This is a genomic window from Duganella lactea, from assembly GCF_009857505.1.
Classification (GTDB): domain Bacteria; phylum Pseudomonadota; class Gammaproteobacteria; order Burkholderiales; family Burkholderiaceae_D; genus Rugamonas; species Rugamonas lactea.
Map to the genome: position 1 here is coordinate 41,947 of NZ_WWCP01000029.1, position 25,853 is coordinate 67,799.

The following is a 25,853-nucleotide window of genomic DNA, read 5'->3' on the forward strand; positions in this document are numbered from 1 at the left end:
CGATCAAGATGGTTCCAACGCGGCACACTTGTGCGGCGATTGATGAACTCTCAACGATGAAGGAACGACCATGAACATCTTACGCAAAAGCATACTGATCGGTTTCACCGTACTGGGCATGGCCGCCGCGCACGCTCAGGAAACGCAGCCAGCACCGCAGGCGCATGGCGCCAAGCCACATCCGACCAGGGAGCAAATGCAGGCCAAGATGGCCGATATGTACGCCAAGCGCCAGGCGCGCCTGCATGATCTGCTGAAACTGACCACGCAACAGGAATCGGCCTGGGCCAACTATCAGGCCGCCATCAAGCCGGCGGCGTTCGACGGCCAGCGTCCCGAGCGCAAACCAATGAACCAGCTGACCGCGCCGGAGCGCCTGAACCTGGCGCTGGACATGACCAAGAAGCGTGTAGCGTTCCTGGAAACCCGCGTGAAAGCCGTGAGCGCCTTCTACAGCCAGTTGAATCCAGCGCAGCAGACGCTGTTCGATGAACACGGCCTGGCCAACCCGCGCGGCCACTGGAAACATCACGGCCATCGCGGCTGGGGTCGCGGCGAGCATCACGAAGGCTGGGGTGGCTCGGCCCCGCGTCAGGGCTGATCAGTTCAGCACGGACAGGGATGCGGCGAACTTCGCCGCATCCTGGAAGCCGATCACGCGCGAGTTCGGGATTTCCTTGCCTTGGCGGTCGAACAGGATGATGCCCGGCGGGCCGAACAGGCCGAAGCGTTTCAGCATCGCCTTGTCGTCGTCATCGTTGGCGGTGACGTCGACTTGCAGCAGCAGGGTGTTGGCCAGCCTGGCGCGCACGCCCGGATCGACAAAGGTCAGTTTTTCCATTTCCTTGCAGGACACGCACCAGTCGGCGTAGAAGTCCAGCATCACGGTTTTGCCGTTGGTCTGCGCCAGAACGGCGTCAAGTTGCTGCACGGTCTTGACGCGCTGGAAGGCCAGCGGCGCTTCGTGCGCGGCGTTCGCGCCGCCGAGGTGGGCCAATGGCGCCAGCGGATCGCGGCCACCGCTGACCACGCCGACTAGTTGCATGAGGCCCAGCACGGCGGCGATCAGGCCGACCGATTTGGCGATCCATTGCCCTTTGTTTAGCAGCAGATACATGCCGTAGCCGACCAGCAGCGCGGCCCAGCCCATCATCTGCACGGCGCCCGGCAAGACCGGCGACACCAGCCACCAACCGACCGCCAGCATCAGCACGCCAAAGAAGCGCTTGACGTTGTCCATCCACACGCCGGCTTTGGGCAGCAGCGTGCCGGCCGAAACGCCGACCAGCAACAGCGGCACACTCATGCCGACCGCCATGGCAAACAGCGCGGCGCCGCCAATAACCACGTCGCGCGACTGGCTGATGTAGACCAGCGCGGCCGCCAGCGGCGCGGCCACGCACGGGCCGACGATCAGCGCGGAAATCGCGCCCATGATGAACACGCCGGCCAGCTTGCCGGAGGCCTGACGATTGGACGCCGCGCTCAGCTTGCTTTGCAGCGCCGCCGGAACTTGCAGCTCGTAGAAGCCGAACATCGACAGCGACAGCAGCGCCATCAGCAGGGCGAACGCGCCGAGCACCCATGGATTTTGCAGCGCGCTGGCCAGGCCTTCGCCGGCCAGACCAGCGGCCACACCCAGCGCGGTGTAGACCAGCGCCATGCCCAGCGCATACGTCGCCGACAGCGCCAAGCCACGGCCGCGGGTGGTATTGGCGCCTTCGCCGACGATGATCGACGACAGGATAGGCACCATCGGCAGCACGCAGGGCGTGAACGACAGCCCCAGGCCCAGCAGGGCGAACAGCGGCAGGATCACCAGCAGCTTGCCGGATTTCAGAGCGGCCTCCAGGCGACCGGATTCGTTGACCGGCGCCGGCGCCGGCGCGACGGCGGCGGGGGCTGGCGGCACGATGTCGGTCGCGGTCGGGTTGGGGATGGTGTAAATCTTGACGCCCGGCGTCAGCGCGGCGGCCTTGCCGCCATTGACGCCCTCGTTGACGGCGCCCTGCCCTGCGGCGACCTTGGCGGGCGTGGCGGGCGGCGTCGCGGCCGCCTCAGAAGCGACTGTCGCGGCTGGAACGGCCGGGGCGGCGGCCGGAATCGGCACCGCGCCGCTGGCGGTCAGCGAAGCCTTGTAATCCTGCGGCGCGTAACACAGCCCCTTCTCGGAACATCCCTGCCCGCCCACCAGCAGCGTGAACGGCCCGTTGCCGTCCACCGCCAGCGTGATCGTCACGCTCTTGCGATAGGTCTCGACATCCTTGGCGAAGGTTTCGTCATAGTGCACCGTGCCCGGCGGGATTTGCGGCGCGCCCAGCTTGGCGCCCTGCGCGCTGAACTTGAAACGCTCGCGATACATGTAGTAGCCGTCGGCGATCTGGAACGTCACCTGCGCCGTGTGGCCATCCACCATGCGCGCCGAAAACTTGAACGCCTCCGACGGATCCAGGAATTCATCAGCGGCATGGGCGGGCTGCAACAGCAGCGCAATCAGCGCCAGCAGGGGCGCAAACAATCGGGCGAAACGGAGCATGACGGCTTTCTCTCAAGGGAACTGTTCGTTGGAGCAACCGCATAGTACACCGATGACGTTTTTCCCGCCTGAGCGCGGCCTTAAAAGCTTGATATATGCGAAACTTGTTTCTTTCATCGCAAGGAGTTCCAGCCCATGTCCCCTCGCCGTCCCCTGCTATTGACCATGCTCGCGTTGAGCGCGCTGAGCGCCCTGCCCGCCTGCGCGCAGGCGCCGGCCAAGGCCCTGAACGCCATTTCCGCCCAGGATCTGACCGCCCACATCCAAACCCTGGCCTCCGACGAATTCGAAGGCCGCGCCCCCGGCACGCCCGGCGAAGCCAAAACCGTCGCCTACCTGCGGCAGGAATTCAAGAAACTGGGTCTCAAGCCCGGCAATCCGGACGGCGGCTGGGTGCAGGCGGTGCCGATGCGCGGCCAGAAGCCGTCGCCGGACTTCAGTTACACCATCGGCGGCAAGCAAGTCGCGCTGAAGTTCGAGGACGATTTTGTCGCGCATTCGACCAGCCAGCCATCGACCGTCAACGTTAACAACTCGGAACTCGTCTTCGTCGGCTACGGCGTGCAGGCGCCGGAGTACGGCTGGGACGATTACAAGGGCGTCGATGTGCGCGGCAAAACCATCCTGATGCTGATTAACGACCCCGCCATCCCCGATCCGAACCATCCCGCCGAGCTGGACCCGAACATGTTCAAGGGCAAGGCCATGACCTACTACGGCCGCTGGACCTACAAATACGAAATCGCCGCCAAGCTGGGCGCGGCGGCGGCCATCATCATTCATGAAACCAAACCGGCCGCCTATCCATGGGACGTGGTGCGCAGCGGCGGCAACAGCGAACAGTTCAGCCTGCTGCGCGACGGCGACGATCCGGACGCGCCGGCGGTGCCGGGCTGGATTCAGCTGGACAAGGCCAAAGCGATGCTGGCCGCCGCCGGCTACGATTTCGACACGCTCAAAAAACAGGCGCTGAGCAAGGACTTCCGCCCGGTCAGCCTGAAAGGCACGGCCGATTTCAACGTGGCGAATATTTCGCGCACCGTGAATTCGAATAACGTGGTGGCGAAAATCGAAGGCAGCGATCCCAAACTAAAAAACGAGTATGTGATTTACAGCGCCCACTGGGACCATTTAGGCGTGGATGGCAAAACAGGCAAGATCTATTATGGCGCGCTGGATAACGCCTCCGGTGTTTCCGCATTACTGGAACTGGCGAAGGCATATAAAGCTCTGCCCAAAGCACCGAAGCGCTCGATCCTGTTTATCGCCACCACCGCCGAGGAGAAAGGTTTGCTCGGCGCGAAATATTATGCCGCACATCCGCTTTATCCGCTGAAAAACACGGTCGCCAATATCAATATCGATGGCATCAACGCCTGGGGCAAAACGCGACAGATAGAAAACGTCACCTCCGGCCATTCCAGCATCGATGGAATACTGGAAAAATACGCCAAAACGCAGGGCCGTTTAATGGAAAAAGATTCGCGTCCTGAATTGGGAAGTTTCTACCGCGCGGATCAATTGGAATTTGCGCGCGCCGGCGTGCCGGTTTTATATACCAAGGCGCGCAGCGGCTATTTGAATAAGCCGGATAACTACGCCACCGAAGTGGTGAATAACTATTTCACGCACGATTACCATCAGGTGACTGACAGCTTCCGCACCGACTGGGACTTCAGCGGCGGCGTACAAGATATCCAGCTGTTGTTCCAGGTCGGGCTGGATATTGCCCAGGGCGTCACGCCAACGTGGCATGCCGGCTCCGAGTTCAAAGCCGCCGGCGACCGCCGCCTGAAGTAATTCACGCTCAAAATTAGCGAGTACGTGCCAATTTCTGGCACGCACTCTGCATTAAGCCTCCGCCAAATCACCGGCGCGTCGCTCTGCCGTAACCACACGCGATGCGCGTTTGCGCCACCAGATGATCACGCCCGTCACGCTCAGCATCGCCACCACGACGCCCATTACCGACATCAGGATGCGGCCCGGCATTCCCAGGATGCGGCCCGAATGCAGCGGGAATTGCGCCTGCACAAAGATGTCCGCCGCCGTGCCTTTCCACGGCAGACGTTCACCCAGTAGCTTGCCGTTGGCGCCGTCATAATATAAATAAGCCGGACCAACGCCGCCGGCGCCGTGATCGTCACCTGGTTTATAGAAACTCACGCCATATACATTAAATGCGTTGGCATAGAAAACCGCGCCGACCGGCTCTTCCCATTTGCGCTGTGCGGCTTCCTGCGCCGCCGTTTCCACCACCACGGCATAACTCACTTTTGGCGTATGCAACTGATCTAATGGAGCCATGGGAATGGTATCGAAAGGCGTAGGCGTGACTTTGGATATTTTGCTCATGACCGGATAGAAAATCTCGCTATACAGATTCAGCGAGAATGCGGTAAAGGACAAAATAATCAGCAATCCCCAAGTCCATAAACTGAATGCGCGATGCAAATCGAAATTCAGTTTATTGCTGCCGCCCTTCCAGCGGACTTTCCAGGCGGGTTTCCAGCGTTGTAGCCATGGTTTGCTGGCCTCTTTACGGCGCAATGGCAGAGTCAGATAGAAACCAACAAAACTATCCACCACCCAGATCATCGCTATACCACCCATCAGCCATATACCCCAGCGGTCGATGCCCCATATTTCTGGAATATGCAGTGTGTAATGCAGGCGATACAGAAACGAGACAAACGTTTCCTTGGTAATCGGCCACACCGCGCCCCATTCCCGTTTGCCCAACTCGGCGCCACTAACCGGATCGATGAATATCTGGTTAAAACCAGGCTCGTACAGCTTGCCGGTGGCCGGGTTCAATCGTGGCGATACGCCAAAGGCGATCGCGTCACCCTTCTCGATCTGAATCGGAATGAAGGAGACGAGAATCTGCGGATAGCGCGCCTCGACCTGCCTGGCCAGCGCCAGTGACGGTTGCGGCGTGCCGGGCGTATGGGCTTCCATCAGGTGCGGGTTGAGCACGTCGTCCAGCTCGTGATCCCACGAGATGATGGCGCCGGTCACGCCGCTGATAAACAAAAACCCTGCGGTCAGCAGGCCGAGATATCGGTGTACCAAGGTCCAAAAGGCGCGCATGGGTCATCCTCAAAAATTGGCGTTGGCGTTAGAACTTGTATTTCAAGGTCAGCGAGGTGGTGCGCGGTGCGGCATAAGTAATGGCGCCATAGGCCGCAAACATGCCGAAGTGCTGCTTGTCGGTCGCGTTGGCCACGTTCAGCTGGGCCGACAGCTTGCTGCTGATGTCGTAGCGCGCCATCAGGTTCACCGTCGCAAAGCTGTCTTGGTTGATCAGCCCATGGTTGGCGGCGAAGTCCGGCGCATTCGGGTCGGTCGTGTAAGTCCGGCCTTCCCAGTTGACGCCGCCGCCCACGGTCAGCCGGCTCAGCTCGCCGGCAAAGTTATACGTGGTAAAGACACGGAGCAGCTTGCGCGGATAAATGCTGTTGAAATCGGCGCCAGTGGCGTCTTTGGCGCGGAAGATGCTGTAGCCGGCACTGGCGTTCCAGCCGCGTGCCAATTCACCGTTCAGCTCCAGCTCAAGGCCACGGCTGGTGGCGCCGTCCACACCCTTGTAGACCGGGTTGCCATCGGTGCCAAGGCCATCGGACTGCGCCAGATTGTCCTGCTTGATGTGAAACACACTCAGCGAGGCATTCACCTTGCCGTCGAGGTATTCGCCCTTGACGCCGACTTCGCCACTTTTGCCGGTGACCGGATCTAGCGTCTTGCCGCTCCTGCTCCGGTAATTCTGCGGCTGGAAGATGCTGGTGTAGCTGGCGTAGGCGGAGTAGGTATCGTTGATGTCATAGACCAGACCGCCATACGGCGTGATCTCGTTATCGTTCTTCAGCGCGTAGGCGGCGCTTCCAGTCTCCTGACCGGTTTTCTTGTAGTTGGTCACACGGGCGCCGACGATCAGTTTCAGTGGATCGGTGATCGACAAGCGCGCGACGCCGTACACGGCCTCCTGCCTGGTGACGCTGTCCGCGTAGCGGATGGCCGCGCCCCAGGTTGGCTCCGGATAGGCGGCGCCGTTCCAGTTGTTGTAATTGCCGATGTCGGCCAGCGCGCCTTCCGGACGGCGGTCAGAGGTGAAGTCCGCCTTGGAGTACATATAGCCGAACGCCGCTTCATGCTTGCGTCCGCCCAACTGGAACGGGCCGGAGACCTGCAGGTTGGCATTGGTCTGCTCGGTGCGGGTCAGATACGAGCCGGCGAACGGGGACAGGCCAACGCCGGTGGTGGCGTCGGCGTAGCCATACAGATAGAGCAGCTGCGAGTCGCCACGGCGGTCGCCGCGCGTGAGGCTGGCATCCAGTTTCCAGCCGTTGTCGAAGGTGTGCCGCAGATTGGCGAAAGCGTTGTTGTAGGAGTTGTTCCAGTGCGTCCAGCCGGCCGCCGCGGTCTTGGAGACGTCCCAGTTGGTCTGCTTGCCGTTGGTGTACCAGTACGACAGGCCGCCCCACATCGGGCTCTTGACGTTGTTTTCCTGACGGCTGAAGCCGACGTCCAGCACGGTGTTTGGCGTCAGGTCGGCTTCGACGGTGGCGTAGAGGGTCTTGCTCTTATTGCCCAGCAAGTTGACCCAGCTGTCGGCATCGGTATACTCGCCGACCACGCGGGCACGCACCGAGCCATCCTTGGTCAACGCGGTGGAGACGTCGGCTTGGGCGCGGCGCGCGTTCCAGTTGCCGATGCCGATCTCGGCGGAGCCGGTCAGTTCCCTCGCGGTCGCGCGCTTGCGCACCAGGTTGATGGCGGCCGACGGATTGCCGGCGCCGGTCATCAGGCCGGTGGCGCCGCGCACCACCTCCACCCGCTCGTACAGCGCCAGGCTGCTGGCCACTTCGCCCGAACTCCACGACTGCTCCCAGGTGGTCGGCACGCCGTCGATCTGCAGGTTGTCGATGTCGAAGCCGCGCGCGGTGAAGCCGGCGCGGTTGGTTTCATACTGGTTGACGGAAATGCCGACCACGTTGTTGACCACGTCGGTCACGGTTTGCAGACCCTGGTCTTGCATGCGCTGCTGCGTCACCACGCTGACCGACTGCGGCGTATCGCGCAGCGACAGGTCCAGCGGCGTGCCGCCCTTGGCTTTGGCGGCCGTATAGCTGGTCTCGCCCAGCTTCTGCGAGGTGACCTGCACCGTTGGCAACACCGCGCCGCCGTCGGCTTCCGCCTGCGCCAGCAACGGCAGGGCCAGACTGACCAGCACGGTCAGTCGCCTCATTTTCAACTGCTTATTCATCATTTCCCCAGTCGTGATACCCTCATCGAAACGGTAATGATAATGATTCGCATTTTTATGTCAATGGAATCTGACTAACAGACGAAAAAAAAGCCAGGCTAGGCCTGGCTCTTCAGTGCTACGGGACGACCGGCTGATTACTCAGCGGTTGGTGCGTCTTCGATGGCGGTGACTTCTGGACGGTCCAGCAGCTCAACGTAAGCCATTGGAGCGTTGTCGCCAACGCGGAAACCCATTTTCAGGATGCGCAGGTAGCCGCCATTACGGTTTGCAAAACGTGGGCCCAGTTCCGAGAACAGTTTGCCTACGATTTCGCGGTCGCGCAGACGGGCGAATGCCAGACGCTTGTTAGCCAGGGTGTCGGTCTTGCCCAGGGTCAGGATCGGCTCAACCACGCGGCGCAGTTCTTTGGCTTTTGGCAGCGTGGTTTTGATGGCTTCATGACGCAGCAGCGAAACGGTCATGTTGCGCAGCATTGCCAGACGGTGGGACGAGGTACGGTTCAGTTTACGGAGGCCGTGACGGTGACGCATGGTACTTCCTTTCGATGATGTTTAAATCCGAGTTCTTCGATCGCTCAACATGAGCGCGGACCGGTTTTAGTGATGAACGCTCCGGCGAAATGCCGGGGCGGTGGTGCAAAATTCTAATCAGTTGGCGCCAGGGCAGAACATCGCCAGGCGATGTCCAGCACTGTCACCAAGCTGTTTACTTTTCCAGACCTGCAGGCGGCCAGTTTTCCAGCTTCATGCCCAGGGTCAGGCCGCGCGAAGCCAGGACTTCCTTGATCTCGTTCAGGGACTTGCGGCCCAGATTCGGGGTCTTCAGCAGCTCGTTTTCCGAACGCTGGATCAGGTCGCCGATGTAGTAGATGTTTTCGGCTTTCAGGCAGTTGGCCGAACGCACGGTCAGCTCCAGGTCGTCCACTGGACGCAGCAGGATCGGATCGACCAGCGGAGCGCGCGATGGCGCTTCGGCGGCGGCTTCGGTGCCTTCCAGCGCGGCGAACACGTTCAGTTGGTCAACCAGCACGCGGGCCGACTGGCGGATCGCTTCTTCCGGCGAGATCACGCCGTTGGTTTCGATGTTGATGATCAGCTTGTCCAGGTCGGTACGCTGTTCCACACGAGCCGACTCAACGAAGTACGACACACGGCGCACTGGCGAGAACGACGCGTCCAGGATAATGCGGCCGATGGTTTTGTTGGTGTCTTCCGACAGGCGACGGACGTTGCCCGGCACATAGCCGCGGCCTTTTTCGACCTTGATCTGCATGTCCAGTTTGCCGCCGGCGGTCAGGTGGGCGATCACGTGGTTCGGGTTGATCAGTTCCACGTCGTGTGGCAGATCGATGTCCGAAGCCAGCACGGCGCCTTCGCCTTCTTTCTTCAGGGTCAGGGTGACGGAGTCACGGTTGTGCACTTTGAACACAACGCCCTTCAGGTTCAGCAGCAGGTCCACCACGTCTTCTTGCACGCCGTCCAGCGACGAGTACTCGTGCACCACGCCGGCGATCGTCACTTCGGTTGGCGCGTAGCCGACCATCGACGACAGCAGCACGCGACGCAGCGCGTTACCCAGGGTGTGGCCGTAGCCGCGTTCGAACGGCTCCATCACGACTTTGGCGTGACCGGCGCCCAGCGCCTCGACATCGATAATACGTGGTTTCAACAAACTGTTTTGCATGAAATGTCCTCTTCAATACCCTCGGCGCGTTAGGCCGATAAGGCTGATGGCATTAGTGAAAACGCCCGCTTGAAAAAGCGGGCGGGTTTTGATGCTACTTAGACTACAGATTAACGCGAGTACAGCTCGACGATCAGCGATTCGTTGACGTCGTTGGCGATTTCGTTACGCTCTGGCAGGGACTTGAAGGTGCCTTCCATTTTCTTGGCGTCAACCGATACCCAGGCTGGCATGCCGACTTGTTCAGCCAGCGACAGCGCTTCCACGATCCGCACTTGTTTCTTGGCTTTTTCGCGCACGGCGATGACGTCGCCGACTTTGACCGAGTACGAAGCGATGTTGACCACATTGCCGTTCACGGTGAAGGCTTTGTGCGATACCAGCTGACGTGCTTCAGCGCGGGTCGAACCGAAGCCCATGCGATAGGCGACGTTGTCCAGACGGGCTTCCAGCAGCTTCAGCAGGGTTTCGCCGGTGTTGCCCTTGCGGCGGTCGGCTTCGGCGAAGTAGCGACGGAACTGACGTTCCAGCACGCCGTACATACGTTTGACTTTTTGTTTTTCGCGCAGTTGGTTGCCGTAGTCCGAGGTACGGGCGCCCGACTTGACGCCGTGCTGACCTGGTTTGACGTCCAGTTTGCATTTGCTGTCCAGCGAGCGGCGGGCGCTTTTCAGGAACAGATCAGTGCCTTCACGGCGGGAGAGTTTTGCTTTTGGTCCGATATAACGTGCCACGGTGCTTTCCTTTTAAAATAATGACGTCCCAACCCACACGGGTGAACGCTAGTCTGGTCTGCGGCGAGCCAGACGGTGGCGGCATCTGCCATGGAGACAGACGACAATAGCCGGGCAGTATAGCCGTTCCCGGCTTCCTGCACCAGCTGAATTGTGTAACAGCACGACCGGGAAGTTACGAGAACTTCGCCGGTCACGCCATTAGATACGACGACGCTTTGGCGGGCGGCAGCCGTTGTGCGGAACTGGCGTCACGTCCTGGATCTCGGTGATCTTGATGCCCAGGTTGTTCAGCGCGCGCACTGCCGATTCACGGCCCGGGCCTGGGCCCTTGATGCGCACTTCCAGGTTCTTCACGCCGCATTCGATCGCGACTTTACCAGCGGCTTCAGCAGCAACCTGCGCCGCGAACGGGGTCGATTTACGCGAACCCTTGAAGCCAGCACCACCGGAGGTCGCCCACGACAGAGCGTTGCCCTGACGGTCGGTGATGGTGATGATGGTGTTGTTGAAGGAAGCGTGAACGTGCGCAATACCTTCGGCGACGTTCTTCTTGACCTTCTTGCGTACGCGAGCTGCTGCTGCGCTGCTTTGTTGCTTAGCCATGTGATTTCCCTAGATTATTTCTTGAGCGATTGAGCGGCTTTGCGCGGGCCCTTGCGGGTACGTGCATTGGTGCGGGTGCGTTGACCGCGGACCGGCAGGCCCTTACGGTGACGCATACCACGGTAGCAACCCAGATCCATCAAACGCTTGATGTTCATGGACAGTTCGCGACGCAGGTCGCCTTCGACGATGAATTTACCGACTTCATCGCGCAGCTTTTCCAGTTCGCTGTCGTCCAGATCTTTGACCTTTTTATTGGTCGCGATACCCGTTTGCGCGCAGATGAACTTCGCGCGTGGGCGGCCTACACCGTAGATGGCCGTCAGGCCGATAACGGTGTGCTGGTGATTTGGGATATTAACCCCTGCAATACGTGCCATTCGTTATTCCTCGATAAATAACGGTTATTAACCTTGACGCTGTTTATGACGTGGTTCGACGCAGATTACGCGAACAACGCCTTTGCGCTTGATGATCTTGCAGTTGCGGCAGATCCGCTTGACTGAGGCGTTAACTTTCATGATGAACTCTCTTCTAAGGTTCGATTATCTAAATTTACTTGGTCCGGAACACGATGCGGGCGCGGGACAGGTCGTAAGGTGTCAGTTCGACCGTCACCTTATCGCCAGGCAGGATGCGGATATAGTTCATCCGCATTTTACCTGAAATATGCCCCAGCACCACGTGGCCGTTTTCCAGCTTTACTCGAAATGTTGCATTAGGGAGATTTTCCAGGATCTCGCCCTGCATCTGTATGACGTCGTCTTTTGCCATTCGGTGTATTGAAACCGCGCTTATCGCGTCGGAATTCCGCCTTTGAAGTTTGCTTTGCGCAGCAGCGATTCATATTGCTGCGACATCACGTAGTTTTGTACTTGGGCCATGAAGTCCATGGTCACAACCACAATAATCAACAGAGAGGTACCACCAAAATAGAACGGTACCTTCCACTCGGCTTGCATGAATTCCGGCAACAAACACACCAAAGTGATGTAGAGGGCGCCAGCCAGTGTCAATCGGGTCAGAATCTTGTCGATGTAACGGGCAGTCTGCTCACCGGGACGAATCCCTGGCACAAAGGCCCCGCTCTTCTTCAAGTTATCCGCTGTTTCCTTGCTGTTGAAGACCAGCGCTGTATAGAAGAAACAGAAAAACACGATCGCAATGGCGTACAACAGTGCGTGGATGGGCTCGCCTGGCCCCATCGATGCAGCCAAATCTTTCAGGAACCGGACGACCGGGTTGGCCGTGTCGGCGCCCGTCGTGAACCAGCCCACGATCGTTGCCGGGAACAAGATAATCGACGAAGCGAAGATCGGTGGGATCACGCCGGCCATATTCAACTTCAATGGCAGGTGCGACGTTTGTCCACCGTAAATCTTGTTACCCACCTGACGTTTCGCATAGTTGACCAGGATCTTGCGTTGGCCACGTTCCACGAATACCACCAGGAACGTCACCGCCACCACCAGGATCATGATGATGATCGCCGACAGCGCGCCCATCTGACCGGTCGACACCGACTGGCCGAGGCCACCCAGCGCGCCCGGCAAGCCGGCCACGATACCTGCGAAGATGATGATCGAGATGCCATTACCGAGACCACGCTCGGTAATTTGCTCGCCCAACCACATCACGAACATGGTGCCGGTCAACAGCGTAACGACCGTCACGAAACGGAAGGCAATGCCTGGATCCAGCACCAGACCTTGCTGCGACTCCAGCGCGACGGCGATGCCGAACGCCTGGAACAGCGCCAGCACCACCGTGAAATACCGGGTGTACTGGGTGATCTTGCGACGGCCTGCCTCGCCCTCTTTTTTCAACGCTTCCATCTGCGGCGAGACGATCGACACCAACTGCATGATGATCGAGGCCGAGATGTAAGGCGTGATGCCGAGCGCAAACACCGTGAAGCGCGACAGCGCGCCACCGCTGAACATGTTCAACATGCCCAGGATGCCGCCCTCTTGCGACTTGAACAGCTCTGCCAATCGTACCGGATCGATCCCGGGAACCGGGATGTGAGCGCCGATACGATAAACCACCAATGCGCCAAGCAGGAACCAGAGCCGGCCCCAAGGGAAACCAGCCGCGGCACTTTTTGCCAATTGTGGATTAGTCGCCAATTTTCGCTCCGATCAGCTGTGTGCGGTTGCTCAGGCTACCGAGCCGCCGGCGGCTTCGATGGCGGCTTTCGCGCCAGCGGTCACTTTCAGGCCTTTGAGGTTCACCGCTTTGGTGATCTCGCCGGACAGAATGACGCGCACGTCGCGTGCCAGCACGCTCAGTACGCCAGCTTGCTTCAGCACCAGGATGTCGACGTCGCCAACGGCCAGGTTGTTCAGGTCGGACAGACGCACTTCAGCTTTGAAGGTGGCGTTGAGCGACTTGAAACCGCGCTTAGGCAGACGACGTTGCAGGGGCATCTGACCGCCTTCGAAGCCGACTTTGTGGAAGCCGCCCGAACGCGATTTTTGACCCTTGTGGCCGCGGCCCGCGGTTTTACCCAGGCCGGAGCCGATACCGCGGCCGACGCGACGCTTGTAGTGCTTGGCGCCTTCGGCTGGTTGAATGGTATTCAGTTCCATGATTTCTCCGTGAGTAAGCCGGGGCTTACGCAACTACTTTAACGAGATACGACACTTTGTTGATCATGCCGCGTACCGATGGGGTGTCTTGCAACTCGGCGACCGAGTTGACGCGACGCAGGCCCAGGCCACGCACGGTGGCGCGGTGGTCTTGACGCGTGCCGATCAGGCCCTTCACCAGTTGTACTTTGACGGTTTTCGTAGTCATGTCGTTCACCTTAACCCAGGATCTCTTCGACCGACTTGCCGCGTTTAGCAGCGATGTCGGCAGGAGTGTGCAGTTTGGCCAGACCGTCCAGCGTGGCGCGAACCAGGTTGTACGGGTTGCTCGAACCGGTCGATTTCGCGACCACGTCGGTCACGCCCATGACTTCGAAGATCGCGCGCATCGCGCCGCCAGCGATGACGCCGGTACCTGGTTTAGCAGGCGACATCATGACTTTCGAGGCGCCGTGGCGACCCAGGACGGTGTGGTGCAGCGTGCCGTTTTTCAGCGGTACTTTGATCAGGTTGCGACGGGCTTCTTCCATTGCCTTCTGCACACCGACTGGTACCTCTTTCGACTTGCCCTTGCCCATGCCGATGCGGCCATCGCCATCACCGACTACGGTCAGCGCGGCGAAACCCATGATACGACCACCCTTGACCACTTTGGTCACGCGGTTGATCGCGATCATTTTTTCGCGCATGCCATCATCCGGCTTGTCGCTTGCCATTTTTGCTTGCATTTTTGCCATGATCGTTCCTTAGAACTTCAGACCGGCTTCACGCGCGGCTTCAGCCAGCGCCTTCACACGGCCGTGATAACGGAAACCGGAACGGTCGAAGGCGACTTCGGTGATACCGGCTTTGAGTGCTTTTTCTGCTACGCGTTTGCCCACCAGTGCGGCGGCGGCGGCGTTGCCACCCTTGCCCGATTGGCCAGCCAGTTCGGCGCGCACTTCCGCTTCCGCGGTCGAGGCCGAAACCAGTACTTTGGCTTCCGGGCTGATCAGGTTTGCGTAGATGTGCAGGTTGGTGCGGTGAACCGACAGGCGGTTCACTTTCATCTGAGCAATCTTGATCCGGGTTTGACGTCCGCGACGCAGACGAGATTCTTTTTTATCCATCGTCAGCCCCTAATTACTTCTTCTTGGTTTCTTTGATCTTAACCACTTCGTCCGAATAACGGACGCCCTTGCCTTTGTAAGGCTCCGGAGCGCGGTAAGCACGAACTTCTGCGGCAACCTGACCCACCTTTTGACGATCGATGCCTTTGATGACGATCTCGGTCGGGGTGGCGGTGGTCACGGTCACGCCTTCTGGCATGGCGTGGACGACCGGGTGCGAGAAACCCAGCGACAGGTTCAGCTTGTCGCCGGCGGCCTGGGCTTTGTAGCCCACGCCGACCAGGTTCAGCTTTTTCTCGAAGCCCTTGGTCACACCGTTGACCATGTTGTTGACCAGCGCGCGCAGCGTGCCGGACATGGCGTTGGCTTCGCGGCTGTCGTTCGACGGCTCAAAGCTCAGGGTACCAGCGTTGTTTTCTACTTTAACCAGGCCGTTCAGGCTCTGGGTCAGGACGCCCAGCGGGCCCTTGACGGTGATCGCTTGTGCGGAGATGGCGACATCAGCGCCAGCTGGCACAGCGATTGGCATTTTAGCTACTCGGGACATGTCTTACTCCTTAGGCCACGTAGCAAATCACTTCGCCGCCGACACCGGTAGCGCGTGCTTTGCGGTCGGTCATGACGCCTTGTGGGGTCGATACAATCGCCACACCCAGACCATTCATTACCGAAGGGATTTCGTCTTTGCCTTTGTACACGCGCAGACCTGGACGCGATACACGCTCCAGACGCTCGATAACAGGACGGCCTACGTAGTACTTCAAACCGATTTTCAGTTCCGACTTGCCGCCATCTTCAGCGACTGCGAAATCTTCAATGTAACCCTCGTCCTTGAGGACGTTGGCAATCGCAATTTTGACTTTCGACGATGGCATGGCCACGGTCGTTTTTTGCACGCCCTGGGCGTTACGAATGCGGGTCAGCATATCGGCGATAGGATCGCTCATACTCATTGCTTATTCTCCTATTACCAGCTAGCTTTAGTCATACCCGGAATTTCACCACGCATGGCGAATTCACGGAGCTTGATACGGCCCAGACCGAATTTACGGAAGGTGCCGCGTGGACGACCGGTGACGGCGCAGCGGTTACGCTGGCGGGTCGGAGCCGAGTTACGTGGCAGCGCTTGCAGCTTCAGGCGCGCTTCGTAACGTTCTTCTTCCGATTTCGACTGGTCATCAATGATGGCCTTGAGCGAAGCGCGTTTGGCGGCGAATTTGTTCGCCAGGGCCACGCGTTTCGCTTCACGGTTAATCAGTGCGAGTTTTGCCATGATCTCTTAGTTCCTGAACGGGAATTTGAAGGCGGCGAGCAGAGCTTTCGCTTCGTCGTCGGTCTTAGCGGTGGTGGTGATCGAAATATTCATACCACGCAGCGCATCGATCTTGTCGTACTCGATCTCAGGGAAGATGATCTGCTCTTTCACACCGATGTTGTAATTGCCACGGCCGTCGAAGGCCTTGCCATTCACACCACGGAAGTCACGCACGCGCGGCAGCGCCACGGTGATGAAGCGGTCCAGGAACTCGTACATACGGGCGCCACGCAGGGTTACCATGGTGCCGATCGGGTAGCCTTCACGGATTTTGAAACCCGCGATGGCCTTACGTGCCTTGGTGGTCACTGGCTTCTGGCCAGCGATTTTGGTCAGGTCGCCAACAGCGTGCTCGAGGACCTTCTTGTCCGCAATCGCCTCACCCACACCCATGTTCAGGGTGATCTTGGTCAGACGCGGAACTTCCATCACCGACTTGTAACCGAATTTTTCGGTCAGGTCAGCGACGACTTTTTCTTTATAGAATTCTTGGAGACGTGCCATGATTTCTTAAGCCTTCACTACTTCGCCGGACGATTTGAAGACGCGGACTTTTTTGCCGTCGACATCTTTGAAACCAACCCGGTCTGCCTTGCCAGTCGCAGCGTTGAACAACGCGACGTTGGACACGTGAATCGGCATAGTCTTGTCGACGATACCACCTTGAACGCCAGTCATTGGGTTCGGCTTGGTCGCTTTTTTCGCGACGTTGACGCCTTCAACCACAACGTGTTCTGCGTCTACGCGACGCGAAACGACACCGCGTTTGCCCTTGTCTTTACCGGCCAGAACGATGACTTCGTCGTTTTTACGAATCTTATCCATTGCTGACTCCTTACAGTACTTCAGGTGCCAGGGACACGATCTTCATGAACTTTTCAGTGCGCAGCTCGCGCGTCACTGGTCCAAAGATACGCGTACCGATCGGTTCCAGCTTGGCGTTCAGCAGCACGGCGGCATTGCCGTCGAACTTCACCAGGGAACCGTCTTGGCGGCGAACACCTTTAGCGGTGCGCACTACCACGGCGTTATAAATTTCACCTTTTTTGACACGGCCGCGTGGCGCAGCAACCTTAACGGTCACCTTGATCACGTCGCCAATGCCAGCATAACGGCGCTTGGAGCCGCCCAATACCTTGATGCACATGACTTCCTTGGCACCGGTATTGTCGGCCACTTCGAGCCGGCTTTCAGTTTGAATCATAGTATTCTCTTTCCCAACTTAAGCCGAAGAATCCACACAATGCGGACCTAACGGTCAGTCTTGGTCCCGCCAGAGCGCTCATGCAGAGCCCACTGTTTGGGTGCTTGACCTTCGTACTGCTACTGACCGCACGGTTCAGCGTCTGTGGCCAGACACTTTGCGGCGTTACATGAACGAAGCCCGCAAGTATTACATACCTTTTGCGGGCTTGCAAGAACTAATTGAAAATCGCCGCCCAAACCACAGTCTGGGCGGCGCTGACTTCAATTAAACGATTTGTGCGGCTTGCACCACACGAGTCACGGTCCATGCCTTCGTTTTGGAGATCGGGCGACCTTCCACGATTTCCACCGTGTCACCGGCTTTCACCTGGTTGGTCTCGTCGTGCGCATGGTACTTGGCGCTACGAACGATGATCTTGCCATACAGAGGGTGTTTCACGTGACGTTCGATCAGAACGGTAACGGTCTTGTCCATCTTGTCGGACACAACTTTACCGATCAGCGTGCGCTTCAGCTTTACTTGCTCGGTCATTTTGCTTCCTTCGTGTTCAATACCGTTTTTACGCGTGCGATATCGCGACGTACCTTCTTGAGCTGCGAGGTGTTGCTCAGCTGTTGCGTCGCGATTTGCATACGCAGGCCGAATTGTGCCTTCAACAGGTCATTCAGCTCTTTTTGCAGAGCTACCTGGTCTTTGCCGCGGAGTTCAGATGCTTTCATAGTTCACTCCTGTTATTGACCAACTTGACGGACCACGAAGGTGGTCGCCAGTGGCAGTTTGGCAGCGGCCAGGCGGAATGCTTCGCGCGCCAGTTCTTCGCCTACGCCGTCCATTTCGTACAGGACTTTGCCCGGACGGATTTCAGCGACGTAGTACTCTGGATTACCTTTACCGTTACCCATACGGACTTCGGCCGGCTTGTTCGAGATCGGTTTGTCCGGGAACACGCGGATCCAGATACGACCGCCACGTTTGATGTGACGGGTCATGGCGCGACGTGCCGCCTCGATTTGGCGTGCCGTGATACGACCACGGGCAACTGCCTTCAGACCGAATTCGCCGAACGACACGTTGGTGCCGGCGCTGTGCGAAATGCCGGTGTTACGGCCTTTCTGCTCTTTACGATACTTTCTGCGTGCTGGTTGCAGCATGATTATTCTCCTGCTTTCTCGGCTGGCTTGGCAGCGCGGCGGGCGCCACCAGCACCGGCTGGACGCGGACGGCCAGCTGGTTTGCCGTCTTCACGACGTGGGCCACGTGGCTTTTTCTCGTCCGGCGGGGTATCGATGACTGGTGCGTCGCCGTTCGGCGCGCGGTCACCCTTGTAGACCCACACCTTGACACCGATAATGCCGTAGGTGGTCGAAGCTTCCGAAGTGCCGTAGTCGATGTCAGCGCGCAGCGTGTGCAGTGGCACACGGCCTTCGCGATACCATTCGGTACGGGCGATCTCGATGCCGTTCAGACGACCCGACGACATGATCTTGATGCCCAGGGCGCCCAGACGCATCGCGTTCTGCATCGCGCGTTTCATCGCGCGGCGGAACATGATCCTTTTTTCGAGCTGCTGAGCGATCGAGTCGGCGATCAGCTGCGAGTCGATTTCCGGCTTGCGGATTTCTTCGATATTGACGTGCACCGGCACGCCCATGATCTTGGTCAGCGCCGACTTCAGTACTTCGATGTCCTCGCCTTTTTTACCAATGACCACGCCTGGACGCGAGCTGTAGATGGTGAAACGCGCGTTCTTGGCTGGACGCTCGATGACGATGCGGCCGACCGAAGCGTTCTTCAGCTTGGCTTTCAGGTAGGTACGTGCTTTCAAGTCTTCGTTCAGCATGGCGGCAAAGTTACCATTGCCCGCATACCAACGCGAAGCCCAGTTACGGGTAACCGCCAGGCGGAAACCAGTTGGATGAATTTTCTGACCCATCGTGGCTCCTTAGTTGCCGACGGTCACATAAATGTGACACGATTGTTTCGAGATGCGATCGCCACGACCTTTTGCACGCGCGGTGAAGCGCTTCAGGATCGGGCCCTTTTCAACGTAGATCGTTTTCACGAACAGTTCGTCGATGTCGGCACCATCGTTGTGCTCGGCGTTGGCGATGGCCGACTCCAGCACTTTCTTGATGATGGTGGCGCCTTTTTTCGGGCTGAACTGCAGAATGTTCAGCGCGGCGTCAACTTTCTTGCCACGGATCAGGTCAGCAACCAGGCGGCCCTTTTGGTCCGACAGGCGCACGCCTTTGAGGATAGCTTTGGTTTCCATTATTTCTTCGCCTTCTTGTCAGCGGCATGGCCTTTGAACGTGCGGGTCAGCGCGAATTCGCCGAGCTTGTGACCTACCATGTTCTCGGAAACGTACACGGGCACGTGCAGCTTGCCGTTGTGAACAGCGATCGTCAGGCCGATGAAGTCAGGCATGATGGTCGAGCGACGGGACCAGGTTTTGATTGGCTTTTTGTCTTTGGTCGCTTGCGCGGCTTCGACTTTTTTCACCAGGTGGGCGTCACAGAACGGCCCTTTTTTCAATGAACGAGTCATGATTTATCCTTATTTCTTGCCGCGGCGCGAGACGATCATCGAAGAAGTGCGCTTGTTGCTGCGAGTCTTCTTACCCTTGGTCTGCTGGCCCCATGGCGACACTGGGTGACGACCAGCGGCGGTACGGCCCTCACCACCACCGTGCGGGTGGTCGATCGGGTTCATGACCACACCGCGAACGGTAGGACGCACACCGCGCCAACGCATGGCACCGGCTTTACCGATCTTGCGCAGGCTGTGTTCGGCATTGCCGACCTCACCCACGGTCGCGCGGCACTCGATGTGCACGCGACGGACTTCGCCCGAACGCAGACGCACCTGAGCGTAGGTGCCTTCACGGGCCATCAGCACGACGCCGGCGCCGGCGGTACGGGCCATCTGGGCACCCTTACCTGGCAGCATTTCGACGCAGTTCATCACGGTACCGACCGGGATGTTGCGGATCGGCAGGCAGTTGCCCGACTTGATCGGCGCTTCCGAACCGGTCATGACGGTGTCGCCCACCGCCATGCCCTTGGTGGCGATGATGTAGGTGCGCGCGCCATCGGCGTAGCACAGCAGCGCGATGTGCGCGGTGCGGTTTGGATCGTATTCGATACGTTCCACTTTCGCCGGGATGCCATCCTTGCTGTTACGCTTGAAGTCGATCACGCGGTAGTGCTGCTTGTGACCACCACCGATGTGGCGGGTGGTGATGTGACCGTTGTTGTTACGGCCAGCAGTTTTCGATTTTTTCTCAACCAGGGCTGCGAACGGACGACCTTTGAACAGGTCCGAGTTCACAACTTTCACCATGCCGCGACGGCCTGGGGAGGTTGGCTTCATCTTAACGAGTGCCATTATTTAGCCTCCTCGGTGAAATTGATTTCCTGGCCTGGTTTCAGGCACACGAAAGCACGCTTGGTGTGGTTGCGGCGGCCGATGTGGGCGCCCGAACGCTTTTGCTTGCCTTCGCGGTTCACGGTTTGCACCGATTCCACTTCGACTTTGAACAGCAGTTCAACGGCAGCCTTGATTTCTGGCTTGGTCGCGTCGGTGGTGACACGGAACACGATCTGCTCGTTCTTTTCCGCGACCATGGTGGCCTTCTCGGAAATCACTGGAGCAACCAGTACCTTCAGCAGGCGTTCTTCGCTAAATTTCAATGCGCTCATGCCAGCATCTCCTCAATCTTGGCCAATGCAGCTTTGGTGACCACGATCTTCTTGTAGAACACCAGGGACATTGGATCTGCGTGACGTGGTTCAACGACCAGAACGTTCGGCAGATTGCGCGAAGCCAGTTCCAGGTTTTCGTTGGCGACGTCGGTGATGATCAGTACCGATTCCAGGCCCATGCCGGTCAGCTTTTGCGACAGCAGCTTGGTTTTTGGCGCTTCGATCGCGAAATCTTCCACCACAACCAGGCGCTCTTCGCGGGCCAGTTGCGACAAGATTGAGCAGATACCGGCGCGGTACATCTTCTTGTTCACTTTGTGGGTAAAGTTCTCGTCAGGCGAGTTCGGGAAGATGCGACCACCGCCGCGCCACAGTGGCGACGACGACATACCAGCACGTGCGCGGCCGGTGCCTTTTTGGCGCCATGGCTTCTTGGTCGTGTGGTGGACTTCTTCACGGTCTTTTTGTTTACGGTTGCCGCTGCGCGCATTGGCTTGGTAAGCAACGACGATCTGGTGGATCAGGGCTTCGTTGTAGTCGCGACCGAAGACGGCATCGGCTGCGGCAACATTAGAGGCGGCTTGACCTTGAGCGTTCAAGAGCTTGAGTTCCATCGTTTAAGCTCCCTTCTTTGCTTTAACTTTGACAGCCGGCGAAACCACTACCTGGCCGTTTTTGGCGCCAGGGATCGCACCTTTGACCAGCAGCAGCTGGCGTTCGGCGTCGATACGGGCGATTTCGAGGTTCTGCACGGTCGTGGTGACATCACCCATGTGACCGGTCATGCGTTTACCAGGGAACACGCGGCCTGGATCTTGCGCCATACCAATCGAACCTGGAACGTTGTGCGAACGCGAGTTACCGTGGGTCTGACGACCCGAAGCGAAGTTGTGACGCTTGATGGTACCGGCGTAGCCTTTACCGATCGACACACCTTGCACGTCGACTTTTTGACCGACTTCGAACAGCGAAACGGCGACAACTTCGCCAGCTTTCAGTTCGGCGGCTTTAGCGGCGTCAACGCGGAACTCTTTCAGCAGAGTACCAGCTTCGACACCGGCTTTAGCGTGGTGACCAGCAACGGCTTTGGTCACGCGGGAAGCGCGACGTTGACCATATGCGACCTGAACTGCGGTGTAGCCGTCAGTTTCAGGAGTTTTGATTTGCGCAACACGGTTGTTCGATACGTCGACAACGGTGACCGGGATCGAGTCCCCGTCATCGGTGAAGATGCGCATCATGCCAACCTTGCGACCGAGGAGGCCAAGGCTCATTTTTTCTCCAATTCCCACCTACGATTGGGCGGGGATATGTTGAACTACAAAATAGTACGGACCATAAAAAAGACGAATCCATACCGAAGCCGGCTAGTGTATCTTGATTTGGGGCTTGACGCAACAACTTAGTACGAGGTATGTCAGTTTTTTGCGGCGCCCCGGCGGCCATCGCGGCGCCATGCCGCAAAGCCAGGCGCCATGCGGGCTGGCGCGCCGCCGGCGACCATCAGCGGGGGCGCGCGGCCAACCCTTGTAGCGCCGCCCGCAGCGCCTCGGCGTCGACCGGCTTGTGCAGCAGGATGGCGCCGCTGGCACGGGCCTCGCGCAGCCGCTCGGGCGCCGTGTCGCCGGTCAGGACGATGGCCGGCACGACCCGGCCCAGCTCGTCCTCGATGGTGGCCAGCACGTCGTTGCCGGTGCGCTGGTCGCGCAGGCGGAAATCGGTGATCACCAGATCGGGCAAAAAGTCCTGCAGCGCCGACCGCACCTCGTCGAGCGCCGACAGCGCCCGGCAATGGCAGCCCCAGCCCGACAAGATCTCGTTCAGCACCACGCGCGACAGATGGTCGTCGTCGACCACCAGCAGGCGCAGGCCGGCCAGTGACGGCCCCGTGCCCGGCGGGTCCGCCGACAGCACGCCGGTGGCTACGGCCGGCAGGTCGGCGCCGGGCAGCGGCACCCGAAACACCGAGCCGCGCGCCACCCGTGACGCCAGACTGATCCGCAGCCCCATGGCCGCCAGCAAGCCCTGGACGATGGCCAGGCCCAGTCCCAGGCCTTTTTGGCGGTCGCGCTCCGGGTTGGCCAGTTGGTGGAACTCGCGGAAGATGTCCGCATGCTGGGCGGCCGGGATGCCGATGCCGGTGTCCCACACCTCCAGCACCACGCCGTCGCCCCGGCGCCGGCAGGCGACCAGGACGCCGCCCCGCTCCGTATAGCGGAGGGCGTTGGCGATCAGGTTGCGCATGACCATTTCCAACAGCAAGGGATCGGCCAGGACGACGGCGTCGCTGTCGCGCGTGCGGTAGCGCAGGCGCTTGGCGCGCGCTTGCGGCGCAAATTCGCTGTCCAGCTTGCGCAGCAAGGCCTGGATCGCCACCGGCACCGGCTGGGCCACGATCACGCCGGCTTCGACACGGGAAAAGTCGAGCAGCGTGTTGAGCATTTCACGCGCCGCGCCGGCCGACGCGGCGACATGACCGACCAGTTCCGTCTGCTTGGCGCTCAAGTCGGTGCGGCCCAGCGCCACCAGGAACAGGCCGAGCGCGTGCATCGGCTGCCGCAAGTCATGGCTGGCGCAGGCCAGAAACACCGATTTCGCCCGGTTGGCCCGCTCCGCCTCCAGCCGCGCCTGGTCGGTGATGTCGGATTGCTGGCGCAGCTGCGCGATCAGCGCGTCGTTCTGGAAGCGCAGCTGGATCGAGCGCGCCGACACCTGATAATAGCTTTTCCGCACGCCCAGGATCAGCGTCATGAACAGGGCCGTGGCGAGGGCCAGATACACGTCGCCGACGCGCCACAGCACCACGCCGAGCGGCAAGACCCGCGACAGCACATAGCCAGTCACCACCGGCAGGCTGGGCGAGCAATACACCAGGCCGCCGGCGACGCTGCAGGCAATGGTGACTAAAAAATACAGCACGGTGGCCGGATAGCGGGGATCGATGAACCACCAGCCGCCGATGGCCCACAGCACGCCGAGCACAAAGAACAGCAGGATCATGGCGCCGGCATAGCGGCGCGCCTGGACCGCGCCGTTGCGCTGAGGGAAATAGGCGCGACCGTAATAGCCGATGCCGCACACCACGGTCATCGCCAGCGCCCAGCCAATGATGCCGTAGGCGCCGGTGGTCAGAATAATGCCGCCGGCCAGCATGGCCGCCGTCAGGATGGCCTTGCCAAAACCCTGATCGATCAGCTCCATCTGCGCCACCAGCATGGCCGGCGCGTCGAAGCGCGGCAGCCAGTGCCTCATGACTGCCGCACCAGACCGTCGCGCTGCGCCCGCAGCACGGCGGCGGTGCGGGTGGTCACGTCCAGATAAGCGAAGATGGCGGCGATATGCACGCGCACCGTGTTGTCGGACAAGGACATGGCGTGCGCGATCACCTTGTTGGAACTGCCCTGACACAGATGGCTCAGCACCTCCAGCTGGCGCGGCGTCAGCGCATGGCGGCGCTGGCGCGGCGGCGGCAACGCCGACGGAAAGCTGCGCTCGCCACGCAGGCAACTGGCGATGGCCGCTTCGATCTGCTCCACGCCGGCCGCCTTGGACAGAAAGCCCAGCACGCCCGGCGTGGCGGCGGCGCGCTCGATGGCCTGGCCGTCGTCGCCGGACACGATCAAGATCGGGGTTGACGGAAAATGCGTTTGCAGCACGCCCACGCCATCCAGGCCGTTCAGACCGGGCATGTGGATGTCGAGCAGGATCAGATCGATGGGACGCCCGCGGTGATGCCGTACCGCATCCATCACGGTATCGGCCTCCAGGATGGCGGCCACCCGTGGCGTGTCGGCCAGCACCAGGCGCAAGCCGCGGCGGAATAAAGTGTGGTCGTCTATCAGTAATAGCTGGACCGGCGACATCGACATGCTTTCCGCACCCTTCCCTGTGAGGCAGCGTTCCGGCGGGGCCGCGGAGCCGTCCTGCTCGCCGCGAGCATAGCACCACCGCCCGCCACCCGCCCAGCGCGGCATGGCCGCTCACGCTAGCGGTTCAGGCGATTCAGTACCTGGGCGCGCAGCGCGCGGGCGCCGGCCGCGTCCAGCGGCGCCAGCATGCCGCGCGCGGGCGGCGGGATGTGCGCCGCCTCGCCGCCGTCGCTGTCAAACACGTAATGGCGGAAGATTTCCTGCCACGCCGCGCGCTGCGCCGGCGGCAGGTCGCGCATGGTCAGCAGCGCCTGCAGCAGCGTGTTGAACGGCGTGTCCATGAACGCCGGCGACTGCCGCCACCAGTAGTTGATCAGGATGTTGAACGGCTCCAGGCCCTCCACCTGGTGCCACCACATGCTGGGAATGAACAGCGCGTCGCCCGGTTCCAGCACCGCCGACTGCGCATGCGCCAGCGCCTCGGCGTAGCGCGGGAAGCGCGCCAGGTCCGGCCGCCGCGGGTCGACCAGGCTGACCGATTGCCCGGCCGGCGTGAAATCCAGCGGGCCGATGTACAGGTTCCGCAACTGCGCCGGCGGGAACAGCGTGAAGCGGCGACGGCCGGCGGCCACGCAGGCCAGGTTGTCCGGCAAGTCATAGTGGGCCGGCACGCAGGTGCGGTTGCCGATCCAGATGCTGGCCAATGGATCACGCTCGCCGAAGTTGAGGTCGTTCTCGGCGCGCATGCCGGGCAGACAGGTGTCGACCGTGGTCGAGCCGACGTACAACGTGGGCGGCCGCGGATGGTCGAGGTGGGCGCGCAGCGCGTCCAGCACCTGATCGAAGCGCACCATCTGCGTGCTGAAATTGAAGTCGCTCAGGTCTTCGTTATAGAAGATCCGGCCGCCGGTCTCGGGCGGCGCCGAGGTGGCCAACACGGTGGCGTCGCGATGGAAGCGGCGCAGGTAGGCATCCGCCGCCAGCGGCGACTGGCGCGCGGCGCGCACCAGCGGCCAGTCGGCCACCAGCCCGCGCAGCAGCAGCGGCGTGGTGGACGTCAGTATCTCGTCGGGCAACGGCTGGCTGCCGTCGCCGCGCCATTGCAGGCTGCGTTCGCAGCCGATTTCAGCTATCGCTTGCACAATCGGACTTTCATGAAAAACAGGCCGTCGCGTGGGCGACAGCCTGTGAATTTACCGCCTCCGTCATTCCGGCGCAGGCCGGATTAAC

36 protein-coding genes are annotated in these 25,853 nt (G+C 60.1%); 2 read left to right on the plus strand and 34 right to left on the minus strand.

The window, feature by feature from the left end:
• Positions 1-70: 70 nt before the first annotated feature.
• Positions 71-601: a Spy/CpxP family protein refolding chaperone gene (locus GTP44_RS19945; protein ID WP_160992634.1), complete on the plus strand. Its 531-nt coding sequence runs from the start codon at positions 71-73 to the stop codon at positions 599-601.
• Here GTP44_RS19945 and dsbD read toward each other — a convergent pair whose 3' ends face one another.
• Positions 602-2,536 carry a protein-disulfide reductase DsbD gene (gene dsbD, locus GTP44_RS19950; RefSeq protein WP_161020796.1) on the minus strand — a complete coding sequence of 645 codons (1,935 nt, stop codon included), beginning with the start codon at positions 2,534-2,536 and terminating at the stop codon, positions 602-604.
• A 135-nt stretch (positions 2,537-2,671) separates the two neighbouring features.
• Between dsbD and GTP44_RS19955 the strand changes: the two genes are divergently transcribed.
• The gene (locus GTP44_RS19955) at positions 2,672-4,336 is read left to right on the plus strand and encodes a M20/M25/M40 family metallo-hydrolase (protein ID WP_161020797.1); all 1,665 of its coding nucleotides are present in this window, start codon (positions 2,672-2,674) and stop codon (positions 4,334-4,336) included.
• A 51-nt stretch (positions 4,337-4,387) separates the two neighbouring features.
• Here GTP44_RS19955 and GTP44_RS19960 read toward each other — a convergent pair whose 3' ends face one another.
• The 33 genes from GTP44_RS19960 to GTP44_RS20120 form a co-directional block, all read right to left on the minus strand.
• Complete coding sequence (locus GTP44_RS19960) at positions 4,388-5,629, minus strand: PepSY-associated TM helix domain-containing protein (RefSeq protein ID WP_161020798.1); 1,242 nt, start codon at positions 5,627-5,629, stop codon at positions 4,388-4,390.
• Between the two features lie 28 nt (positions 5,630-5,657).
• Positions 5,658-7,784, minus strand: a complete 2,127-nt coding sequence (locus tag GTP44_RS19965; RefSeq protein WP_229256995.1) for a TonB-dependent siderophore receptor — start codon at positions 7,782-7,784, stop codon at positions 5,658-5,660.
• A gap of 155 nt (positions 7,785-7,939) precedes the next feature.
• Positions 7,940-8,335 (minus strand): 50S ribosomal protein L17, encoded by a 396-nt coding sequence (gene rplQ / locus GTP44_RS19970; RefSeq protein WP_090192432.1) that lies wholly within the window; start codon positions 8,333-8,335, stop codon positions 7,940-7,942.
• A gap of 175 nt (positions 8,336-8,510) precedes the next feature.
• Complete coding sequence (locus GTP44_RS19975) at positions 8,511-9,488, minus strand: DNA-directed RNA polymerase subunit alpha (protein WP_160992638.1); 978 nt, start codon at positions 9,486-9,488, stop codon at positions 8,511-8,513.
• Positions 9,489-9,598: 110 nt separating this feature from the next.
• Positions 9,599-10,222, minus strand: coding sequence for a 30S ribosomal protein S4 (rpsD, locus tag GTP44_RS19980; RefSeq protein WP_092280154.1), 624 nt, complete (start codon positions 10,220-10,222; stop codon positions 9,599-9,601).
• A 201-nt stretch (positions 10,223-10,423) separates the two neighbouring features.
• Positions 10,424-10,828 (minus strand): 30S ribosomal protein S11, encoded by a 405-nt coding sequence (gene rpsK / locus GTP44_RS19985; protein WP_072786827.1) that lies wholly within the window; start codon positions 10,826-10,828, stop codon positions 10,424-10,426.
• A 14-nt stretch (positions 10,829-10,842) separates the two neighbouring features.
• On the minus strand, positions 10,843-11,208 hold the full coding sequence (rpsM, locus tag GTP44_RS19990; RefSeq protein WP_090192434.1) for a 30S ribosomal protein S13: 366 nt from the start codon (positions 11,206-11,208) through the stop codon (positions 10,843-10,845).
• A 27-nt stretch (positions 11,209-11,235) separates the two neighbouring features.
• The gene (rpmJ, locus tag GTP44_RS19995) at positions 11,236-11,349 is read right to left on the minus strand and encodes a 50S ribosomal protein L36 (protein ID WP_005663407.1); all 114 of its coding nucleotides are present in this window, start codon (positions 11,347-11,349) and stop codon (positions 11,236-11,238) included.
• Positions 11,350-11,383: 34 nt separating this feature from the next.
• The gene (gene infA / locus GTP44_RS20000) at positions 11,384-11,602 is read right to left on the minus strand and encodes a translation initiation factor IF-1 (RefSeq protein ID WP_005663428.1); all 219 of its coding nucleotides are present in this window, start codon (positions 11,600-11,602) and stop codon (positions 11,384-11,386) included.
• Positions 11,603-11,622: 20 nt separating this feature from the next.
• A complete protein-coding gene (secY, locus tag GTP44_RS20005) occupies positions 11,623-12,957 on the minus strand; it encodes a preprotein translocase subunit SecY (protein WP_090192435.1) in 1,335 nt (444 codons plus the stop codon).
• A gap of 30 nt (positions 12,958-12,987) precedes the next feature.
• The gene (gene rplO, locus GTP44_RS20010; RefSeq protein WP_090192436.1) at positions 12,988-13,419 is read right to left on the minus strand and encodes a 50S ribosomal protein L15; all 432 of its coding nucleotides are present in this window, start codon (positions 13,417-13,419) and stop codon (positions 12,988-12,990) included.
• A 25-nt stretch (positions 13,420-13,444) separates the two neighbouring features.
• Positions 13,445-13,627 (minus strand): 50S ribosomal protein L30, encoded by a 183-nt coding sequence (rpmD, locus tag GTP44_RS20015; protein ID WP_090192459.1) that lies wholly within the window; start codon positions 13,625-13,627, stop codon positions 13,445-13,447.
• A 10-nt stretch (positions 13,628-13,637) separates the two neighbouring features.
• On the minus strand, positions 13,638-14,156 hold the full coding sequence (rpsE, locus tag GTP44_RS20020) for a 30S ribosomal protein S5 (protein WP_090192437.1): 519 nt from the start codon (positions 14,154-14,156) through the stop codon (positions 13,638-13,640).
• 9 nt (positions 14,157-14,165) lie between these two features.
• Positions 14,166-14,528: a 50S ribosomal protein L18 gene (rplR, locus tag GTP44_RS20025; RefSeq protein WP_090192438.1), complete on the minus strand. Its 363-nt coding sequence runs from the start codon at positions 14,526-14,528 to the stop codon at positions 14,166-14,168.
• A 13-nt stretch (positions 14,529-14,541) separates the two neighbouring features.
• Entirely contained in the window at positions 14,542-15,075 is a 534-nt protein-coding gene (gene rplF / locus GTP44_RS20030; RefSeq protein ID WP_090192439.1) for a 50S ribosomal protein L6, read from the minus strand.
• Positions 15,076-15,085: 10 nt separating this feature from the next.
• Positions 15,086-15,481: a 30S ribosomal protein S8 gene (rpsH, locus tag GTP44_RS20035; protein ID WP_160992639.1), complete on the minus strand. Its 396-nt coding sequence runs from the start codon at positions 15,479-15,481 to the stop codon at positions 15,086-15,088.
• A gap of 14 nt (positions 15,482-15,495) precedes the next feature.
• Positions 15,496-15,801 (minus strand): 30S ribosomal protein S14, encoded by a 306-nt coding sequence (gene rpsN / locus GTP44_RS20040; RefSeq protein WP_154361049.1) that lies wholly within the window; start codon positions 15,799-15,801, stop codon positions 15,496-15,498.
• A gap of 6 nt (positions 15,802-15,807) precedes the next feature.
• Positions 15,808-16,347: a 50S ribosomal protein L5 gene (rplE, locus tag GTP44_RS20045; RefSeq protein WP_072786817.1), complete on the minus strand. Its 540-nt coding sequence runs from the start codon at positions 16,345-16,347 to the stop codon at positions 15,808-15,810.
• 6 nt (positions 16,348-16,353) lie between these two features.
• Complete coding sequence (gene rplX, locus GTP44_RS20050; RefSeq protein ID WP_056151015.1) at positions 16,354-16,668, minus strand: 50S ribosomal protein L24; 315 nt, start codon at positions 16,666-16,668, stop codon at positions 16,354-16,356.
• Between the two features lie 10 nt (positions 16,669-16,678).
• A complete protein-coding gene (rplN, locus tag GTP44_RS20055) occupies positions 16,679-17,047 on the minus strand; it encodes a 50S ribosomal protein L14 (RefSeq protein WP_008444317.1) in 369 nt (122 codons plus the stop codon).
• A 267-nt stretch (positions 17,048-17,314) separates the two neighbouring features.
• A complete protein-coding gene (gene rpsQ, locus GTP44_RS20060) occupies positions 17,315-17,581 on the minus strand; it encodes a 30S ribosomal protein S17 (protein ID WP_055937633.1) in 267 nt (88 codons plus the stop codon).
• A complete protein-coding gene (gene rpmC / locus GTP44_RS20065) occupies positions 17,578-17,769 on the minus strand; it encodes a 50S ribosomal protein L29 (RefSeq protein WP_090192442.1) in 192 nt (63 codons plus the stop codon). The genes rpsQ and rpmC overlap by 4 nt, the downstream gene beginning before the upstream one ends.
• A 12-nt stretch (positions 17,770-17,781) precedes the next feature.
• Positions 17,782-18,201: a 50S ribosomal protein L16 gene (rplP, locus tag GTP44_RS20070; protein ID WP_090192443.1), complete on the minus strand. Its 420-nt coding sequence runs from the start codon at positions 18,199-18,201 to the stop codon at positions 17,782-17,784.
• 2 nt (positions 18,202-18,203) lie between these two features.
• Positions 18,204-18,983, minus strand: coding sequence for a 30S ribosomal protein S3 (gene rpsC / locus GTP44_RS20075; protein ID WP_090192444.1), 780 nt, complete (start codon positions 18,981-18,983; stop codon positions 18,204-18,206).
• A 9-nt stretch (positions 18,984-18,992) separates the two neighbouring features.
• On the minus strand, positions 18,993-19,325 hold the full coding sequence (gene rplV / locus GTP44_RS20080; RefSeq protein ID WP_174864456.1) for a 50S ribosomal protein L22: 333 nt from the start codon (positions 19,323-19,325) through the stop codon (positions 18,993-18,995).
• Positions 19,322-19,597 carry a 30S ribosomal protein S19 gene (gene rpsS, locus GTP44_RS20085; RefSeq protein ID WP_050409767.1) on the minus strand — a complete coding sequence of 92 codons (276 nt, stop codon included), beginning with the start codon at positions 19,595-19,597 and terminating at the stop codon, positions 19,322-19,324. Before rpsS ends, rplV begins: the two co-directional genes overlap by 4 nt.
• Positions 19,598-19,606: 9 nt before the next feature.
• Positions 19,607-20,437 carry a 50S ribosomal protein L2 gene (gene rplB / locus GTP44_RS20090; RefSeq protein WP_161020800.1) on the minus strand — a complete coding sequence of 277 codons (831 nt, stop codon included), beginning with the start codon at positions 20,435-20,437 and terminating at the stop codon, positions 19,607-19,609.
• Complete coding sequence (rplW, locus tag GTP44_RS20095) at positions 20,437-20,751, minus strand: 50S ribosomal protein L23 (protein WP_090192446.1); 315 nt, start codon at positions 20,749-20,751, stop codon at positions 20,437-20,439. Before rplW ends, rplB begins: the two co-directional genes overlap by 1 nt.
• Complete coding sequence (gene rplD, locus GTP44_RS20100; RefSeq protein ID WP_160992640.1) at positions 20,748-21,368, minus strand: 50S ribosomal protein L4; 621 nt, start codon at positions 21,366-21,368, stop codon at positions 20,748-20,750. The genes rplW and rplD overlap by 4 nt, the downstream gene beginning before the upstream one ends.
• Before the next feature lie 3 nt (positions 21,369-21,371).
• A complete protein-coding gene (gene rplC, locus GTP44_RS20105) occupies positions 21,372-22,028 on the minus strand; it encodes a 50S ribosomal protein L3 (protein WP_161020801.1) in 657 nt (218 codons plus the stop codon).
• Positions 22,029-22,257: 229 nt separating this feature from the next.
• Complete coding sequence (locus GTP44_RS20110) at positions 22,258-24,006, minus strand: hybrid sensor histidine kinase/response regulator (protein WP_161020802.1); 1,749 nt, start codon at positions 24,004-24,006, stop codon at positions 22,258-22,260.
• Positions 24,003-24,623, minus strand: coding sequence for a response regulator (locus GTP44_RS20115; RefSeq protein ID WP_308494385.1), 621 nt, complete (start codon positions 24,621-24,623; stop codon positions 24,003-24,005). The genes GTP44_RS20110 and GTP44_RS20115 overlap by 4 nt, the downstream gene beginning before the upstream one ends.
• Positions 24,624-24,739: 116 nt before the next feature.
• Entirely contained in the window at positions 24,740-25,765 is a 1,026-nt protein-coding gene (locus tag GTP44_RS20120) for a cupin-like domain-containing protein (protein ID WP_371867280.1), read from the minus strand.
• Between the last annotated feature and the right edge of the window lie 88 nt (positions 25,766-25,853).

Excerpts from the sequence above, each read along its gene's own strand:
- rplE (WP_072786817.1), bottom strand. The coding sequence starts at position 16,347 with ATGGCACGTCTCCAAGAATTCTATAAAGAAAAAGTCGTCGCTGACCTG.
- GTP44_RS20115 (WP_308494385.1), bottom strand. The coding sequence starts at position 24,623 with ATGTCGATGTCGCCGGTCCAGCTATTACTGATAGACGACCACACTTTA.
- rplW (WP_090192446.1), bottom strand. The coding sequence starts at position 20,751 with ATGAGCGCATTGAAATTTAGCGAAGAACGCCTGCTGAAGGTACTGGTT.
- rpsN (WP_154361049.1), bottom strand. The coding sequence starts at position 15,801 with ATGGCAAAACTCGCACTGATTAACCGTGAAGCGAAACGCGTGGCCCTG.
- rpsS (WP_050409767.1), bottom strand. The coding sequence starts at position 19,597 with ATGACTCGTTCATTGAAAAAAGGGCCGTTCTGTGACGCCCACCTGGTG.
- GTP44_RS19955 (WP_161020797.1), top strand. The coding sequence starts at position 2,672 with ATGTCCCCTCGCCGTCCCCTGCTATTGACCATGCTCGCGTTGAGCGCG.
- rpsH (WP_160992639.1), bottom strand. The coding sequence starts at position 15,481 with ATGAGTATGAGCGATCCTATCGCCGATATGCTGACCCGCATTCGTAAC.
- GTP44_RS19965 (WP_229256995.1), bottom strand. The coding sequence starts at position 7,784 with ATGAGGCGACTGACCGTGCTGGTCAGTCTGGCCCTGCCGTTGCTGGCG.
- rplF (WP_090192439.1), bottom strand. The coding sequence starts at position 15,075 with ATGTCCCGAGTAGCTAAAATGCCAATCGCTGTGCCAGCTGGCGCTGAT.
- rpsQ (WP_055937633.1), bottom strand. The coding sequence starts at position 17,581 with ATGACCGAGCAAGTAAAGCTGAAGCGCACGCTGATCGGTAAAGTTGTG.
- dsbD (WP_161020796.1), bottom strand. The coding sequence starts at position 2,536 with ATGCTCCGTTTCGCCCGATTGTTTGCGCCCCTGCTGGCGCTGATTGCG.
- rpmC (WP_090192442.1), bottom strand. The coding sequence starts at position 17,769 with ATGAAAGCATCTGAACTCCGCGGCAAAGACCAGGTAGCTCTGCAAAAA.
- rplQ (WP_090192432.1), bottom strand. The coding sequence starts at position 8,335 with ATGCGTCACCGTCACGGCCTCCGTAAACTGAACCGTACCTCGTCCCAC.
- rplB (WP_161020800.1), bottom strand. The coding sequence starts at position 20,437 with ATGGCACTCGTTAAGATGAAGCCAACCTCCCCAGGCCGTCGCGGCATG.
- GTP44_RS19945 (WP_160992634.1), top strand. The coding sequence starts at position 71 with ATGAACATCTTACGCAAAAGCATACTGATCGGTTTCACCGTACTGGGC.
- rpsK (WP_072786827.1), bottom strand. The coding sequence starts at position 10,828 with ATGGCTAAGCAACAAAGCAGCGCAGCAGCAGCTCGCGTACGCAAGAAG.
- rpsM (WP_090192434.1), bottom strand. The coding sequence starts at position 11,208 with ATGGCACGTATTGCAGGGGTTAATATCCCAAATCACCAGCACACCGTT.
- rpsE (WP_090192437.1), bottom strand. The coding sequence starts at position 14,156 with ATGGCAAAAATGCAAGCAAAAATGGCAAGCGACAAGCCGGATGATGGC.
- GTP44_RS20110 (WP_161020802.1), bottom strand. The coding sequence starts at position 24,006 with ATGAGGCACTGGCTGCCGCGCTTCGACGCGCCGGCCATGCTGGTGGCG.
- GTP44_RS19960 (WP_161020798.1), bottom strand. The coding sequence starts at position 5,629 with ATGCGCGCCTTTTGGACCTTGGTACACCGATATCTCGGCCTGCTGACC.
- infA (WP_005663428.1), bottom strand. The coding sequence starts at position 11,602 with ATGGCAAAAGACGACGTCATACAGATGCAGGGCGAGATCCTGGAAAAT.
- rplD (WP_160992640.1), bottom strand. The coding sequence starts at position 21,368 with ATGGAACTCAAGCTCTTGAACGCTCAAGGTCAAGCCGCCTCTAATGTT.
- rplN (WP_008444317.1), bottom strand. The coding sequence starts at position 17,047 with ATGATTCAAACTGAAAGCCGGCTCGAAGTGGCCGACAATACCGGTGCC.
- GTP44_RS19975 (WP_160992638.1), bottom strand. The coding sequence starts at position 9,488 with ATGCAAAACAGTTTGTTGAAACCACGTATTATCGATGTCGAGGCGCTG.
- rplR (WP_090192438.1), bottom strand. The coding sequence starts at position 14,528 with ATGGATAAAAAAGAATCTCGTCTGCGTCGCGGACGTCAAACCCGGATC.
- rplO (WP_090192436.1), bottom strand. The coding sequence starts at position 13,419 with ATGGAACTGAATACCATTCAACCAGCCGAAGGCGCCAAGCACTACAAG.
- rplC (WP_161020801.1), bottom strand. The coding sequence starts at position 22,028 with ATGAGCCTTGGCCTCCTCGGTCGCAAGGTTGGCATGATGCGCATCTTC.
- rpsC (WP_090192444.1), bottom strand. The coding sequence starts at position 18,983 with ATGGGTCAGAAAATTCATCCAACTGGTTTCCGCCTGGCGGTTACCCGT.
- rpmD (WP_090192459.1), bottom strand. The coding sequence starts at position 13,627 with ATGACTACGAAAACCGTCAAAGTACAACTGGTGAAGGGCCTGATCGGC.
- rplX (WP_056151015.1), bottom strand. The coding sequence starts at position 16,668 with ATGGATAAGATTCGTAAAAACGACGAAGTCATCGTTCTGGCCGGTAAA.
- rplP (WP_090192443.1), bottom strand. The coding sequence starts at position 18,201 with ATGCTGCAACCAGCACGCAGAAAGTATCGTAAAGAGCAGAAAGGCCGT.
- rpmJ (WP_005663407.1), bottom strand. The coding sequence starts at position 11,349 with ATGAAAGTTAACGCCTCAGTCAAGCGGATCTGCCGCAACTGCAAGATC.